This window comes from Azospirillum sp. TSH64, from assembly GCF_003116035.1.
Taxonomy (GTDB): domain Bacteria; phylum Pseudomonadota; class Alphaproteobacteria; order Azospirillales; family Azospirillaceae; genus Azospirillum.
The window spans coordinates 5927218-5942179 of the sequence record NZ_LGQW01000015.1 but is presented as its reverse complement, the minus strand read 5'-3'; the positions used below and the strand labels follow the sequence as shown (position 1 = coordinate 5942179).

16 protein-coding genes are annotated in these 14962 nt (G+C 64.5%); 15 read left to right on the top strand and 1 reads right to left on the bottom strand.

All coding sequences use genetic code 11. The features are described from left to right. The first annotated feature begins 44 nt into the window (after window positions 1-44). Genes TSH64_RS28365 through TSH64_RS28345 form a run of 5 tightly spaced genes read left to right on the top strand, consistent with a single transcriptional unit; the run spans window position 45 to window position 4057 of the window. Window positions 45-752, top strand: coding sequence for an amino acid ABC transporter permease (locus TSH64_RS28365; protein ID WP_109453124.1), 708 nt, complete (start codon window positions 45-47; stop codon window positions 750-752). A 5-nt stretch (window positions 753-757) separates the two neighbouring features. Next, window positions 758-1558, top strand: a complete 801-nt coding sequence (locus tag TSH64_RS28360) for an ABC transporter permease subunit (protein WP_109450217.1) — start codon at window positions 758-760, stop codon at window positions 1556-1558. Beyond that, on the top strand, window positions 1555-2319 hold the full coding sequence (locus TSH64_RS28355; RefSeq protein WP_109450215.1) for an amino acid ABC transporter ATP-binding protein: 765 nt from the start codon (window positions 1555-1557) through the stop codon (window positions 2317-2319). Before TSH64_RS28360 ends, TSH64_RS28355 begins: the two co-directional genes overlap by 4 nt. A gap of 24 nt (window positions 2320-2343) precedes the next feature. Continuing rightward, window positions 2344-3369 carry a C-terminal binding protein gene (locus TSH64_RS28350; RefSeq protein WP_109450213.1) on the top strand — a complete coding sequence of 342 codons (1026 nt, stop codon included), beginning with the start codon at window positions 2344-2346 and terminating at the stop codon, window positions 3367-3369. 34 nt (window positions 3370-3403) lie between these two features. Further along, window positions 3404-4057, top strand: coding sequence for an RraA family protein (locus tag TSH64_RS28345; RefSeq protein ID WP_109450211.1), 654 nt, complete (start codon window positions 3404-3406; stop codon window positions 4055-4057). Window positions 4058-4247: 190 nt separating this feature from the next. On the opposite strand, the gene TSH64_RS28340 is transcribed toward TSH64_RS28345, so the two are convergent. Then, window positions 4248-5162: a LysR family transcriptional regulator gene (locus tag TSH64_RS28340; RefSeq protein ID WP_109450209.1), complete on the bottom strand. Its 915-nt coding sequence runs from the start codon at window positions 5160-5162 to the stop codon at window positions 4248-4250. A 161-nt stretch (window positions 5163-5323) separates the two neighbouring features. Here TSH64_RS28340 and TSH64_RS28335 point away from each other — a divergent pair, with 161 nt between their 5' ends. From TSH64_RS28335 to TSH64_RS28290, 10 genes are all read left to right on the top strand, one after another. After that, window positions 5324-6445, top strand: a complete 1122-nt coding sequence (locus TSH64_RS28335) for a muconate/chloromuconate family cycloisomerase (RefSeq protein ID WP_109450207.1) — start codon at window positions 5324-5326, stop codon at window positions 6443-6445. A 34-nt stretch (window positions 6446-6479) separates the two neighbouring features. Next, a complete protein-coding gene (gene catC / locus TSH64_RS28330; protein ID WP_109083992.1) occupies window positions 6480-6770 on the top strand; it encodes a muconolactone Delta-isomerase in 291 nt (96 codons plus the stop codon). Window positions 6771-6828: 58 nt separating this feature from the next. Further along, window positions 6829-7743, top strand: a complete 915-nt coding sequence (gene catA / locus TSH64_RS28325; protein ID WP_109450205.1) for a catechol 1,2-dioxygenase — start codon at window positions 6829-6831, stop codon at window positions 7741-7743. Between the two features lie 55 nt (window positions 7744-7798). Continuing rightward, a complete protein-coding gene (gene benA / locus TSH64_RS28320; protein WP_199237685.1) occupies window positions 7799-9163 on the top strand; it encodes a benzoate 1,2-dioxygenase large subunit in 1365 nt (454 codons plus the stop codon). Between the two features lie 11 nt (window positions 9164-9174). Next, entirely contained in the window at window positions 9175-9666 is a 492-nt protein-coding gene (gene benB, locus TSH64_RS28315; protein WP_109450203.1) for a benzoate 1,2-dioxygenase small subunit, read from the top strand. A gap of 84 nt (window positions 9667-9750) precedes the next feature. Continuing rightward, window positions 9751-10776: a benzoate 1,2-dioxygenase electron transfer component BenC gene (benC, locus tag TSH64_RS28310; protein ID WP_109450201.1), complete on the top strand. Its 1026-nt coding sequence runs from the start codon at window positions 9751-9753 to the stop codon at window positions 10774-10776. Further along, on the top strand, window positions 10773-11558 hold the full coding sequence (locus TSH64_RS28305; protein ID WP_199237684.1) for a 1,6-dihydroxycyclohexa-2,4-diene-1-carboxylate dehydrogenase: 786 nt from the start codon (window positions 10773-10775) through the stop codon (window positions 11556-11558). Before benC ends, TSH64_RS28305 begins: the two co-directional genes overlap by 4 nt. A gap of 212 nt (window positions 11559-11770) precedes the next feature. Next, the gene (locus TSH64_RS28300; protein ID WP_109450198.1) at window positions 11771-13153 is read left to right on the top strand and encodes an MFS transporter; all 1383 of its coding nucleotides are present in this window, start codon (window positions 11771-11773) and stop codon (window positions 13151-13153) included. Window positions 13154-13242: 89 nt separating this feature from the next. After that, entirely contained in the window at window positions 13243-14583 is a 1341-nt protein-coding gene (locus TSH64_RS28295) for an MFS transporter (RefSeq protein WP_109450196.1), read from the top strand. 67 nt (window positions 14584-14650) lie between these two features. Next, on the top strand, window positions 14651-14962 hold a 312-nt coding region (locus TSH64_RS28290), incomplete at its 3' end, for a CoA-transferase (protein ID WP_282188127.1).

The window sequence follows — 14962 nt, the reverse complement described above, 5'->3', positions numbered from 1 at the left end:
CGCATGCAGAAACCCGCCAAACGTCAGACAGTGTGGATTCCGGCATGACGCTCGATTTCAGTTGGCTGTTCGATCCCCTCTATCAGACATGGTTGCTGCGCGGCGTCGGCACGACGATCCTGCTCAGCCTGCTGGGCATGGTCCTGATGTTCGTAATCGGCATCGCCGGCGCCGCCCTTCTTCATCTGAAGGTGCGGTTCCTGCAATCGCCGGTCACGATCTTCGTCGAACTGTTCCGCAACACGCCGCCGCTCGTCCAGCTGTTCTTCCTGTACTTCATGCTGTCGGAGATCGGCCTGACGCTCACCGATCCGGTGACGGGCGGACGGATCCCGTTGTTCACCGGCTTCACCTGCGTGGTGCTCTCGCTCGGCCTCTACAACGGCGCGATCGCCGTCGAGATCATCCGCTCAGGGCTGCTCGCCGTGCCCGCCCAGACCGTCGAGGGCGCCCGCTCGCTGGGGTATTCGCGGCTGCAGACCTTCCGCCACGTCGAACTGCCCATCGGCCTCAGGATGAGCATCCCGCCCATGACCAGCAACATCGTCAGCCTGATCAAGACCTCGTCCCAGGCCGTGCTCGTGGCCGTGGCGGACATCATGTACGGCGCGACGCAGATCATGCTGGAAACCTTCCGCAACCTGGAGGTCATGCTGCTGATCTGGGTCATCTACCTCGTGATCGCCAGCCTCGCCGTGCTGGTGGTGCGCCGTATCGCCGCCGCCTTCCGCATCCCCGGCTACGGGTCGTGACGGCCATGAACGCGGAACTCAAGCTCTTCGCGCTGGGCACCGCCGGTGTCACGCTGGTCCTCGCGGCGCTTCTCGTCACCGTCTACGGCGCGGAGACCGGACGCGTCCTCCAGGCGCTCGCCGCGCGGACGCCGTTGCTTCTCAGCGGCTCCCCGGACTTCAGCCGGTTCGAGGGCGGCTTCGCCGCCAACATCGTCATCAGCATCTGGGCGATGATGATCGCCGCCGTCGCCGGCACCGCGCTCGGCATCGGGATGATCTCCCAATCCCTCCTGGTCCGGGCCCCGTCGGTCCTGCTCATGAACGTGCTCAGGAACTCGCCGTGGCTCGTCGTGCTCTACGCGATGCTCTATCTGCTGCCGTTCGAGATCGAGGCGTTCGGGACGATCTTCTCGTTCTCGCCCGTGATCAAGGCGATCATCGGGCTGGCGCTGCCGGTGACGGCCAACATCGCCGAGGTGTTCCGCGGCGGCGTTGAGGCGGTTCCGACCGGCCAATGGGAATCGGCCCGCTCGCTGGGCTATCGCCGGCTGCAGATCCTGCGCCGCGTGGTGGTGCCCCAGGCGATCCAGTTCATGACCCCGAACCTGATGACGACCTACGCCATGCTGTTCATCGGCACCAGCCTGGTCGTGGTGACGGGCGCCAACGACATCCTCTCGGTCGCCCGCACCGTCATCGCCAGCGACGGCGCGCATTACGCGACGGCAATCTATCTCTACGTGCTGTTCCTCTTCTTCCTCTTCTGCTTCCCGATCGCCATCCTGACGCGGTGGCTGGAGCAACGGGTGCGAGTTCGCCAATGACCCATCACCGGCATTCCCAGCAATCCGCCCCGCTCATCGAGATCCGGGACGTCCACAAATCCTTCGGCCCCGTCACGGTCCTCAGGGGCGTGTCGCTGTCCGTCCGCGACGGCGGCGTGGTTTGCATCATCGGGCCGTCCGGCTCGGGCAAATCGACGATCCTGCGCTGCATCAACGGCCTGATGTCGATCGACCGGGGAACGATCCGCGTCGGCCCCTTCGCGGTCGAGACGCTGACGAGCGACAAGGCGCTGGTGCCGTTGCGGCATCAGGTCGCCATGGTCTTCCAGCAGTACAACCTGTTCCCGCACCGCACGGTGCTGCAGAACCTGACCATGGCGCCGGTGCAGGTGCTGGGCGAGAACCCGGCCGCCGTGCGCGAGCGGGCGCTCGCCCTGCTCGCCAAGGTCCGGCTGACCGGAAAGCAGGACGCCTATCCCGGCGAACTGTCCGGCGGCCAGCAGCAGCGCGTCGCCATCGCCCGCGCGCTCGCCATGCAGCCCAAGGTCATCCTGTTCGACGAGGTCACCGCCGCGCTCGACCCCGAGATGGTCAGCGAGGTCCTGAACGTCATCCGCGATCTGGCGCGCGAGGGCATGACCTGCGTGCTGGTCACCCACGAGATGCGCTTCGCCCAGGAGGTCGCGGACGAGGTCTTCTTCACCGACCGTGGCGTGATCGTCGAGCACGGCCCTCCCGGGACGCTCTTCCAGAATCCGACCGACCCACGGCTGAAAGCCTTTCTCGAAAAGGTCCTGTGACGGCCCTTTCCTCAAGGAAACCCCATGACCCACCCTCTCAAGGTCCTGGTCCCCGACGTTCATCTCCGCGACCTCGACATCGAGCGCGGCGTATCGGGAGACCGGCTGGACTACCTTGTGTTCGACGAGACCGACCCGGCGACCATCCCGGACGAGGCTTGGCGCTCCTGCGACGCGATCCTGGTCTGGCACCGCATGCGGATCACGCCGGAGGTTGTCGCGAAGCTCGACAAATGCCGCGTGATCGTGCGGGTCGGCGTCGGGTTCGACAACGTCGACGGCGCGGCGTGCCGGGCGCGCGGCATTCCGGTCTGCAACGTGCCCAATTACGGCACCTCGGAGGTCGCCGACCACGCCCTGGCCATGCTGCTGCACCTCGTGCGCGGGCTCGGCTCCTACGAGGCGCGGCTGAGGGCCGATCTCGTGGCCGGCTTCCTGGCCGAAGACGTCCCCGTGGTGCGCCGCATCCGGGGCGCCACCTTTGGCGCGATCGGCATGGGCCGCATCGGCACCGCGATCATGCGCCGGGCCGCCGCCTTCGACATGAAGGTGATCTACGTCGATCCCTATCTCCCGGAAGGCCACGAACTCGGCCTCGGGATCGAGCGGGTCAAGACCCTGCCGGAACTGCTGTCGCGCTCCGACGTGGTCAGCCTGCACGTGCCTTTGTCCGAACAGACCCGCAACATCATCGGCAAGCCGGAACTGGCGTCGATGAAGCCCGGCGGCATCCTGCTCAACATCGCGCGCGGCGGCCTCGTCGACGTGGACGCGGTCCACGACGCGCTGAAGAGCGGGCATCTCGCCGCCGCCGGTCTCGACGTGCTGCCCAAGGAACCGCCCATGCCGCCGCCGCCGCTGATCGCGGCGTGGCAGGCGGAGGAGGCTTGGCTTGCCGGGCGTCTCGTCCTGACGCCGCACGCCGCCTTCTACTCCGAGGCCGGCTATCGCGACATGCGCGTTTTCTCCGCCGAGATCCTGCTCGACTTCCTGTTCGAGGGACGGCTGCGGAACAACGTCAACCCGGGCTGGGACGCGAAGGCTTCCTAAGCAGGATCCCGCCCTCCATCATCAGGAACGAGCCATGGCCTTCCAGCAGCACGACACCCAGTTCCGGGTCCTGAGCGACGAGGAACTCGACGCTTGGCGGGCGATCCCGCCGGCGGTCGCCTCCGATTGCATGAACCGCACCCAGGTGATGAACGCCGCGATCAAGCCGATCGCGGATGGTCAGGTCCTGTGCGGCCAAGCCCGGACGGTGACGACCATGGTCGGGGATTGCGGCCCGATCTGCGCGCTCATCAGCAGCGCCCGGCCGGGCGAGATCGTGATGGTCGATGCCGGCGGTGTCGAGGACACGGCGGTATGGGGCGGCGTCATGGCGGAGGAAGCCATCCATCGCCGGCTGGGGGGCGCCGTCATCGACGGTGCCATCCGCGATGTCGCGGACATGCGCAAAGCCGGTTTCACGATGTTCTGCCGGTCGGTCGTGCCGCGCGGGCCGCATCACGGCTTCGGCGGTATCATCGATGGGACGATTTCGGTGGCGGGCGTCCCGGTGCGCTCCGGCGACATCGTGCTGGGCAACGACGACGGCGTGGTCGTCGTCCCCCTTGAGCAGGCCGCTACGGTGCTGGCGGCCGCGCAAGCCCACCTGCTCAAGGAGGAAGGCTGGATCCGGAACATCCGGGCCGGGGTGCCGATTCCGAAGTTGTTCGAGATGCCGAGCGCCAAATGACACCGCCGCGCGGTACCGCCCTCATCGGCCCGGCTCCCGCTCGGAGGTTGATGCGGCATGGGATCAGGACGGTGCCGCAGCCCCTTAAGATTCCGCATGTTGGCGGTCACATCGAGCGGCTGATCGGCCGCTTGATGGGCGATGTACACCTGATGTCCGGCACAACATTCTGCACTGAGCAACTTCACACTCAGACACCAAGTTCGTTTTCAACGTGGTTGGCGCGATAAACATCGCGGATCGCATCAAGCATTATTGCAATTTCTGGAGACGTGTCGTTGACCCGGTGGCTCATGAAAAGCGGCGAGACAGCATGTGCTTCTTCAAGTGGACGATACTCGACTTTGTCCCGCCGCAAATGCTGTACGGAAGCGGTCACCAAACTAAACCCGACATCGGCTGCCACCAAACCCAACGCCGTCTGCACATCCCGCACTTCCAGAATGGTGTCTGGCTTTAACCCTCGGAAGCGATAGAGCGCGAGCACCTGATCGGCAAAGCTCGGTCGCGGAGTTTTGGGGTAAACAACCAGTGTTCCGGCTGTCAGGTCGTCGAGACGGAGCGGGCGCTCCTGCTCCAGCAGTCGGTGCCCTGACGGTATGGCGGCAATGATGGCTTCGTAGCGGAGCAGAGTCCGCGTGATGGCGGCGTCCTCCAGCGGAATGCGGCCGAAGCCGACGTCGATGCGACCCTCTTTGAGCGCCGCGACCTGCTCGACCGTTGTCAACTCCACCAACGAGACTTCCACATTCGGACGGATCGAGCGGTAACGGCGGATCATCTCTGGCAGCCAGCCATAGAGTGTGGACGCCACAAAGCCGATGGTGAAGCGGCTATGCTCGGCGTGGCGCAGGCGGCGAGCCAACGCCTTGATTTCATCGACGCGCTCCAGCACGTGGACCGCCTGTTCATAGATCAAGCGCCCTGGCTCCGTCAGACGCAGGGGACGGCTGTCCCGTTCGATGAGTTGAAGGCCAAGCTCCTCTTCCAATTGCTGTATCTGTCGGCTCAACGGCGGCTGCGCCATGTTCAGGCGCTCTGCCGCACGCGTGAAGTTCCGCTCGTTCACGACTGCCATGAAGTAGCGGAGATGCCGAAGTTCCATGAACGAGCCTCTCCCTCATTGAGCACGGCGGCCGTGAGATAAGGCCGCCGCGCCATACCATACCTGGAGGGTATCAAACCAGACCAACACGGTCTTTCACAATGCGCATGGCAACAGATAGCGTGGTGGCACAACAAAGTTTTGCCGAGGACAGCCGCAGGATGACCAGAATTGACGGCATCGAGACCCTCATTGTCGATGTGCCGACCATTCGGCCGCATGTGCTCTCGATGGCCACCATGCACCGGCAGACCATCGTCGTAGTCCGGCTTCGCTGTTCCGACGGCGTTGTGGGCATCGGTGAGGGGACAACGATCGGGGGATTGAGCTACGGCGAAGAATGCCCCGAAGGTATCAAGCTGGCGATTGACACTTACATAGCCCCGGTGCTGCGAACCAGCGACCCCACCCGCGTTGCCGCAACCATGGCGCAGGTCGGCAGAGCCGTTGTTGGCAACCACTTTGCCAAGGCGGCGGTCGAGACGGCGCTCTTGGACGCCATGGGAAAGCGGCTCGGCCTCCCGGTTTCCGAACTGCTGGGTGGGCGTCACCGTGACACGCTGCCGGTCGCTTGGACGCTCGCCAGCGGCAACACGGCCAAGGACATCGACGAAGCCGAGCGCATGCTGTCTTTGCGGCGGCACAACATCTTCAAGCTGAAGATCGGCAAGCGTCCGGTGGCTGACGATGTCGCGCATGTTGCTGAGATCAAACGCGCGTTGGGCGACCGAGCAAGCGTGCGCGTCGACGTCAACCAAGCCTGGGATGAAGCCACCGCGTCGCGCGGAATTGCAATGTTGGAGGACGCAGGCGTCGATCTGATCGAACAGCCGGTGGCGCGCAGCAATCGCTCGGCACTGGCACGCTTGGCCGCACGCTTCATCGTGCCGATCATGGCCGACGAAAGTCTTCACGGGCCAGAGGATGCCTTCGCCATCGCATCGCAGGCGGCAGCCGATGTCTTCGCCGTCAAGATCGCCCAGTCCGGCGGTCTCCAGGCTGCAGCGCGCGTCAGTGCCATTGCGGATGCGGCGGGGATCGGGCTTTACGGCGGCACCATGCTGGAAGGGGGGATCGGCACCATCGCCTCCGCTCACCTCTTCGCCACGTTCCCGCGGCTCGCCTGGGGCACGGAGCTGTTCGGTCCGCTGCTGCTGACCGAGGAAATCCTGACCGAACCCCTGGCTTATGGCGATTTCAGCCTTCAGATCCCCAACAAGCCGGGCCTCGGCATCGACTTGGACGAGGACCGCATCGCCTTCTTCCGGCGTGACGGCCGGTAACACTCGCACACCCCCCTTGATCGAGGCCAAGACCATGCTGTTCCAGGTCGAAATGGATGTCCGCCTGCCGCCTGACATGGCGCCACAGGTGGCAGACGAGTTGAAGCGGGTCGAGCGCGAACGCGCCCAACAGATGCAGCACGAGGGCAAGTGGCGGCACCTTTGGCGTGTCGCTGGCCGCTACGCCAATGTCAGCATCTTCGATGTCGAAAGCGCGGACGAACTTCACGCGCTGCTCACCTCGCTGCCGCTTTTCCCCTACATGGCGATGACGGTTACCGCCTTGTGTCGCCATCCCTCGTCCATCCGCGACGATGACCGCTGAGCCGGTCGCCGCCTACCCGCCGCTGAGGCACCCATAACCGAAGTTTAGGGAGAAAACGATGAACAAGAACCAGATCCAAGAGTTCGCGAAGCGCATCTCCGGCACCCAAATTGCTCCGGCTAACGAGCGGGTGAAAGCGGTCGTCGACCGCATGCTGCTCGATCTCTTCGTGCTGATCGACGAGATGGACGTCACGCCCGAAGAATTCTGGTCGGCCTGCAGCTATGTCACCGAGCTCGGGAAGTCCAATGAAGTCGGACTGCTGGTGCCGGGTCTTGGTGTCGAGCATTTCCTTGACCTGCGCCAGGATGAGAAGGAGCGTGCTGCCGGAATGGACGGCGGCACCCCGCGCACCATCGAGGGTCCGCTCTATGTGGCCGGTGCTCCCGTCTGCCAGGGCGAAGCCCGGCTCGACGACGACACTGACGACGGCGAAATCCTGTTCATGGATGGCCGGGTCCTCGACACCCGTGGCAACCCGGTTGCCGGTGCGCAGGTCGAGGTCTGGCACGCCAACAGCCGTGGCAACTACTCCTACTTCGACCAGTCGCAGAGCGACTTCAACCTGCGCCGCACCATCGTCACCGATGCCGAGGGGCGCTACCGCTTCCGCAGCATCATGCCGTCGGGCTACAGCTGCCCGCCCAACGGGCCGACCCAAAAACTCCTGACCCTACTGGGCCGCCACGGTCATCGTCCGGCGCACATTCACTTCTTCGTGTCGGCACCGGGCTATCGGACGCTGACGACGCAGATCAACATCAAGGACGATCCCTACGTCCATGACGACTTCGCCTTCGCCACCCGCGACGGCCTGATCCCCGGGGTCGAGCACCACACGGACCCGACCGCCCTCCACGACATGGGCGTGAACCGGCCCTTCGCCACCATCACCTTCGACTTCGTTCTCCCGTCCGCACTGGATGGCGTGTTGAACACGCTTCCTGAGCGTCCGCGCGCCACGGCCGCCTGATCTTCCGGGGGGCCATGCCCGGCCCCATTCCCGCCATCTTGTGGAGGACCAGATCATGACTGCCAATCTCATGGCGCGGCTGGACGGCGCTGTCGTTGAGGACAAAGAGCAGGGCATTTATCGGTGCAGGCGCGACATTTTCACCGACCCTGAGCTGTTCGAACTGGAGATGACGCACATCTTTGAGGGGAACTGGATCTACCTCGCCCACGAAAGCCAAATCCCCGGCAAGAACGACTACTTCACCACCTTCATCGGCCGGCAGCCGATCATCATCGCCCGCAACAAGGACAACGAGCTCAACGCCTTCATCAACGCCTGCAGCCACCGTGGCGCGATGCTGTGCCGGCACAAGCGCGGCAACAAGGCAACTTACACCTGTCCGTTCCACGGATGGACTTTCAACAACTCTGGTAAGCTGCTGAAGGTCAAGGACCCGGAGTCCGCCGGCTACCCTGACGCCTTCAATCGGGAGGGATCGCACAACCTGACAAAGGTTGCCCGGTTCGCATCCTACCGCGGCTTCCTGTTCGGCAGCCTGAACGCCGATGTGGCACCGCTCACCGAGCATCTGGGTGAGGCCGCCAAGATCATCGACATGATCGTCGACCAGTCGCCGGATGGGCTGGAGGTGCTGCGCGGCTCCTCGTCCTACATTTATGACGGCAACTGGAAACTCCAGACCGAGAATGGAGCCGACGGCTATCACGTCAGCGCCGTGCACTGGAACTATGCGGCAACCACCAACCACCGCAAGACGGCCGCCGCCGGCGACAGCGTGCGGGCGATGGACGCCGGAAGCTGGGCCAAGCAGGGCGGCGGCTTCTATTCCTTCGAGAATGGTCATCTGCTGCTGTGGAGCCGCTGGGCCAATCCCGAAGACCGCCCTCTCTATGAGCGCCGGGACGAGTTGGCGGCACAGTACGGGGCCGCGCGGGCCGACTGGATGATCGGCAATTCGCGCAACCTGTGCCTCTACCCCAACGTCTACTTGATGGACCAGTTCAGCTCGCAGATCCGCACCTATCGGCCGCTGTCTGTCGACAAGACTGAGGTCACGATCTACTGCATCGCGCCGAAGAACGAGAGTGCGGAGGCCCGCGCCCGCCGCATCCGCCAGTATGAGGATTTCTTCAACGCCAGCGGCATGGCCACCCCCGATGACCTGGAGGAGTTCCGCTCCTGCCAAACCGGCTATCTCGGCAGCGCTGCCCCCTGGAACGACCTGTCACGCGGAGCGGCCCATTGGGTGGAGGGTGCCGACGAGGCGGCCAAGGCCATCGACCTGCAGCCGCTGATGAGCGGCCTGCGCACCGAAGACGAGGGGCTGTTCGTCGTCCAGCACCAGCACTGGCTCGACACCATGCGCCGCGCCGTGGCGGTGGAAGAGGCATCGTCCGGCCTGAAGACGCTGGCTTGACGGGGGAACGCATGACCATCACTCCTGAGACTCTGCAGGCCTTCCTCCACCGCGAGGCCCGCCTGCTCGATGAAAAACAATGGGACGACTGGGTGCAGCTTTACGCACCGGACGCTGTGTTCTGGATGCCCGCCTGGGATGATGACGGCGCGCTGACCACCGACCCGCAGCGCGAGATCTCCCTGATCTATTATGGCAACCGCGGCGGCCTTGAGGATCGCGTGTTCCGCATCAAGACGGAACGGTCGAGCGCCACCAGTCTGCCGGAACCGCGCACCTCGCACAATATCAGCAACCTCGAAGTCATCGAGCAGCGTGACGGTGTCTGCAAGCTGCGCTTCAACTGGTTCACGCTGAGCTTCCGTTACAAGGCGACCGACACCTATTTCGGCACGTCCTTCTACACGCTGGATGTTTCGGGTGAGACACCACTGATCAAAGAGAAGACGGTGGTTCTGAAAAACGACTACATCCACCACGTCATCGACATCTACCACATCTGATCGGCCGGGCGGGATCGATCATCCCGGACGGGCGACAACTGGCCCGACGCCCTTCTGTGCGTCTCAAAGCCAGGGAGACGACTCATGAGCTTTCACATCGCGCTGACCTTTGAGGACGGGCTGACCCGCTTCATCGATGCCAACCTCGGTGAAACGGTCGCGGATGCTGCTTATCGGCAAGGCATCAACATCCCGCTCGACTGCCGCGACGGCGCCTGCGGCACCTGCAAGAGCTTTTGCGAGGCCGGGCGCTATGACGGCGGCTCTTACATCGAGGATGCCCTGACAGACGCGGAGGCGGAGGAGGGCTACTGTCTGACCTGTCAGATGCGTCCGGCATCCGACATCGTCCTGCGCATCGCCGCATCGTCGGACATCTGCAAAACAAGGGCGATGAACGTCTCGGCCGAGGTGGTGTCCGTCACCCGCCTGTCGGACAGCAGCATCGGACTGTCCCTGGCCTTGGACAATGCCGCGCGCCTGGCCTTCCTGCCCGGACAGTACGTCAACATCGAGGTGCCTGGCACGGGACAGACGCGCTCCTACTCCTTCAGTTCGCCGCCAGGGGCAGAGCTTGCGACCTTCCTGATCCGCAACGTGCCGGGCGGGCTGATGAGCGGCTACCTGACAGGCAGGGCCAAGCCGGGCGACCGTCTGACCCTGACCGGACCGCTCGGCAGCTTCTATTTGCGCGAGGTCCGACGGCCGGTACTGATGTTGGCCGGAGGTACAGGGTTGGCGCCCTTCCTGTCGATGCTGGACCGCATCGCTGCGGTGGAAGGCAGCAATTCGCACCCGGTTCACCTCATCTACGGTGTCACCCTGGACCACGATCTCGTTGAGGTCGAGGCGCTGCAGAGATTTGCAGAGCGAATCCCAGGCTTTACCTTCACCACCTGCGTGGCCGACCAGGGCAGCAGCCATCCGTTGAAGGGATACGTCACCCACCATCTCCAGCCGGAGCATCTGAACGGCGGGAATGTCGACGTTTACCTCTGTGGCCCACCGCCGATGGTTGAGGCCGTGCGCACCCATTTCCGCGACTGCGGCCTGACCCCGGCAAGCTTCCATTATGAGAAATTCGCCGCCAGCGAAGGGAATGGCCGATGACCATGAGCGGACGCTTCGACAATCAGGTGATGATTGTCACCGGTGCCGCCCAGGGCATCGGGCGAGCGGTTGCCGCACGGGCGGCAGGTGAAGGAGCCAGGCTGCTGCTGGTCGACCGTTCCGAATTGGTGCATCAGGTGGCGGAGGAGCTGGCGAGCCAGGGGGCGTCGGCACTGGCACTCACCGCCGATCTGGAAACCTATGCCGGCGCTCAAGCCATGGTCGATGCCGCGATCGAGGCGTTCGGGCGCATCGACATCTCCGTCCACAATGTCGGCGGCACCATCTGGATGAAGCCCTTCTGGGAATACCAGGAGGAGGAGATGGTGAAGGAGATTAACCGTTCACTCTGGCCAACCCTCTGGTCTTGCCGGGCGGTGATCCCGGTGATGATCGCGCAAGGCGGTGGCAGCATCGTCAATGTCGGCAGCAACGCCACCCGCGGAATTTACCGTGTCCCCTACTCCGCCGCGAAGGGCGGGGTGCATGCCATGACCACCTGTATGGCGATGGAACTGGCGGACAAGGGCATCCGCGTCAACGCGGTCTCCCCGGGCGCCGTCGACAATGGACAACGTGCCATCCCGCGCAATCCAAAGCCGATGAGTGAACAGGAAACGATCTGGCAACGTGAAACCTACGACCAGGTCATGCGCGACACGATGATGGGACGGATGGGCACCCAAGAGGAAATCGCCGCTGCGATCTGCTTCTACGCGTCAAACGACGCATCGTACATCACCGGCCAAACCTGCTTCGTTGCCGGTGGCAGCATCGGCTGAACACCCTCGGCTGACCGCCGAGAGCGGAAGACAAACCCATCGCCAAATGACGTGAGGGGCGCCCACTGCCAAGTGGGCGTCGGCCGAACCGTCGGCATCCCGACCCATCAACCCTAAAGCGTTGCCCTGCTCCGCGGGAGCACGCGGGTGGGTCCACTGCGCAACGACGCAGCCTTTTTTCCGGTCCATCGCGTCAACAGGGAGGAACGCCCGTGTCATCGACACCACGCGTCATCGACGTCCAGGACTTCATCAATGCCCACAAGATTTCCGCATTCCAGGTCACGTTGATCGGCCTTTGTTTCCTGATCGTCGCCATCGACGGCTTAGACACGGCGGCGATCGGCTTCATCGCTCCGGCGCTGCGCGCCGAATGGCAGCTGGCGCCGGCCCAATTGGCGCCACTGTTCGGTGCCGGCTTGTTCGGGCTGATGATCGGGGCGTTCATCTTTGGGCCTCTGGCCGACAAGATCGGGCGCAAGCGCGCGCTGATCCTCACCGTCCTGTTCTTCGGGCTGACCAGCTTGGCGTCCGCCTGGGCGACGAACATCACCGAACTGACGGTGCTTCGCTTCCTGACCGGCATGGGGCTGGGTGGGGCGATGCCCAACGCCATCACCTTGACTTCAGAGTTTTGCCCGGACAAGCGGCGGTCTTTCCTGACCACGTTGATGTTCTGCGGCTTCACGCTCGGCTCGGCGCTGGGCGGGCTGGCGGCGGCACAGCTGGTGGCCGGCTACGGCTGGTCGTCGGTTCTGCTGCTCGGCGGCGTCGTGCCGTTGCTGCTGGTGCCGGTCCTGCTGCTGGCTCTGCCTGAATCGGTGCGCTTTCTCGTTCTGCGGAATGCCCCGGCAGAGCGGGTGGCAGCAATCCTGAAGCGGATCGCTCCGGAGGCGGAACTGACCGGCACGCGCTTCATTGGCGTGCACAGGCCGGCAGGCTCGCCGGTGGGGCAGCTGTTCCAGCCAGGGCTGGTCGCCGGGACGCTGCTGCTGTGGCTGACCTTCTTTATGAGTCTGCTCGTCTTCTACCTGCTGTCGAGCTGGCTGCCGACGGTGATCAGCAGCGCAGGCATGACCCTGAAGGATGCTTCGCTGATGACCATGATGCTGCAGTTCGGCGGCACCGTCGGCGCTTTGGTGATCGGCGCATCGATGGATCGTGTCGACCCGCACAAGGTTTTGGGAATCGCGTACGCGACCGCCGCCCTGTTCATCGCGCTGATCGGCAGCGCCACCACCTCCCCTGCCCTGCTTGCCACCGCCGTGTTCGGCGCCGGCTTCTGCCTGGCCGGTGCGCAGGTTGGCGTGAACGCGCTGGCGGCGGGCTTCTACCCGACGGCGAACCGGGCAACCGGCGTGGCCTGGGCCAACGCCGTCGGGCGCAGCGGATCGGTTCTCGGCTCCATGGTCGGCGGCACCGTTCTGTCCAGCGGCCTCGGCTTGCCGACCGCCTTCGCCATCGTCGGTATCCCGGCCATCCTGGCCGGGCTGTTCATGGTGGTGAAAGGCCGGTTGGCTCCGCAGCCAGCTCATCGGACGGCTGCCTCCTCGTCCTTCGCCGGCCCACTGCCGGCCGCGAGCAGCATCGACTGACCGGGCTGCTGCTCCCGCCAACCACAACAGCGGCGTCCCGGCCTTAGCGGTGCGGGACGTCGTCCCTCTCTTGTTGAGGAACGAGATCGTTGCAAAAGAACCTACAGGATTACATCGACGCGGCGCCGATCGGCTTCTTCCAATGGCGCCTTTATCTTCTCTGCTTTCTCTGCGCGCTGTTGGACGGGTTCGATACACAGGCGATTGCCTATACCGGCCCGTCGGTTGCCAAAACGTTCGGGCTTGCCCCCAAAGGCGGGTTGGCCGGCATTCTGATGGCCGGCACCATCGGAATGATGGTGGGAGCGATGACGCTGGGTCCGATCGGTGATCGTCTCGGCCGCAAGCCTGCCATTCTCTCCGCGCTGTTTCTATTCGGCATCAGCTCACTGGCCACTGGCTTTGCCACCGCTCCCGAGCACGTCGTCGTCCTGCGCTTCCTCGCCGGCCTCGGAATGGGCGGAATGACGCCGGTTCTGCTGTCGCTGGTTGCCGAATACAGCCCGGTTCGCCGGCGCGGAACCGTGATGACCGGTATTCTGCTGGGCCTCCCGGCCGGGGCGATGCTGGGTGGGCTGTTGGCTTCCTCCTGGCTGCCGGCGATCGGTTGGGAAGGTATCTTCTTTGCCGGCGGAGCGGCCCCCCTTGCGCTTCTGGTGGTGGCAGGCCTTCTTCTCCCGGAATCGCCGCACTTCCTGGTGGCCCAGGATCAGGAGCGGAACCGTGAGCAAATCCTGCGGCTGCTGGAGAGGACGACCGGTGAGCGGCCTGCGCCGGACACCAGCTTTGTCGTTCCGGCGCGCCTGGAGAAATCGCGTGTGTCAGCCCTGCTGGCGCCGGAATGGCGGCTGCGGACGTTGGCCATCTGGGCGACGTATTTCTTCAATTGGATCGCCTGGTACATGTTGCTGCTGTGGCTGCCGACCGTGCTGATCTCCGCCGGTTTGGCGACCGAACGGGCTGCTCTTGGGACGGTGACGGTCAATGGCGTCTTCATCGCCTGCGCCATTCCGCTGTCGATCGCGCTGGCGCGGCTTGATGTCCGACGCATCCTCCTCGCCATGTTTGCCTGCGGTGTTGCCACCTGCTTGGCTCTGGCTTTCGCCGCCGGCGACAACTGGGCACTGGTGTTCGTGCTGGTTGGGGCAACCGGGTTTGGTGTCGGCGGCCAACAGATCGCGCTCAACTATCTGATTGCCAACGTTTACCCGACCAGTTTGCGTGCCACTGGCACGGGCTGGGCGATCGGCATGGGGCGCGTGGGCTCGATCATCGGTTCAGCAGCCGGCGGCTGGTTCCTCCAAGCTGGGGGGATCACCGGCTACTACGTCGCCATAGCCATCCCACTGCTGGTTGCAGCGCTGGCCGTTGGGCTGATCCGCACCCGTAAGGAGCCCGTCGGGCGAGAAGCTTTGTCCGCGGCGCACTGATCTGCGTCGGACCGGCCAATCGGTCTTCTGAGGTTTCATCAGACCTGAGCAAGAAAGGAAGGAAACAATGGCGAAGATCACGCCCCTGCGCGAGGCGGTGGCGAGCCTCGTGCACGACGGCGACACGGTCGCCCTGGAAGGATTCACCCACCTGATCCCCCATGCCGCCGGGCATGAGATCATCCGGCAGGGCCGGCGCGGCCTGACGCTGGTGCGCATGACGCCGGACCTGATCTACGACCAGCTGATCGGCATGGGCTGTGCCGCGAAGCTGATCTTCTCCTGGGGCGGCAACCCCGGCGTCGGCTCCCTCCACCGCTTCCGCGATGCGGTCGAGCAGGGCTGGCCCCACCGGCTGGAGACCGAGGAGCACAGCCAT

Coding starts and splice junctions, on each gene's coding strand:
- TSH64_RS28350 (WP_109450213.1), top strand. CDS start 2,344: ATGACCCACCCTCTCAAGGTCCTGGTCCCCGACGTTCATCTCCGCGAC.
- TSH64_RS28365 (WP_109453124.1), top strand. CDS start 45: ATGACGCTCGATTTCAGTTGGCTGTTCGATCCCCTCTATCAGACATGG.
- TSH64_RS28305 (WP_199237684.1), top strand. CDS start 10,773: ATGACCATGAGCGGACGCTTCGACAATCAGGTGATGATTGTCACCGGT.
- TSH64_RS28340 (WP_109450209.1), bottom strand. CDS start 5,162: ATGGAACTTCGGCATCTCCGCTACTTCATGGCAGTCGTGAACGAGCGG.
- benB (WP_109450203.1), top strand. CDS start 9,175: ATGACCATCACTCCTGAGACTCTGCAGGCCTTCCTCCACCGCGAGGCC.
- catA (WP_109450205.1), top strand. CDS start 6,829: ATGAACAAGAACCAGATCCAAGAGTTCGCGAAGCGCATCTCCGGCACC.
- TSH64_RS28345 (WP_109450211.1), top strand. CDS start 3,404: ATGGCCTTCCAGCAGCACGACACCCAGTTCCGGGTCCTGAGCGACGAG.
- TSH64_RS28360 (WP_109450217.1), top strand. CDS start 758: ATGAACGCGGAACTCAAGCTCTTCGCGCTGGGCACCGCCGGTGTCACG.
- TSH64_RS28335 (WP_109450207.1), top strand. CDS start 5,324: ATGACCAGAATTGACGGCATCGAGACCCTCATTGTCGATGTGCCGACC.
- catC (WP_109083992.1), top strand. CDS start 6,480: ATGCTGTTCCAGGTCGAAATGGATGTCCGCCTGCCGCCTGACATGGCG.
- benA (WP_199237685.1), top strand. CDS start 7,799: ATGACTGCCAATCTCATGGCGCGGCTGGACGGCGCTGTCGTTGAGGAC.
- TSH64_RS28355 (WP_109450215.1), top strand. CDS start 1,555: ATGACCCATCACCGGCATTCCCAGCAATCCGCCCCGCTCATCGAGATC.
- benC (WP_109450201.1), top strand. CDS start 9,751: ATGAGCTTTCACATCGCGCTGACCTTTGAGGACGGGCTGACCCGCTTC.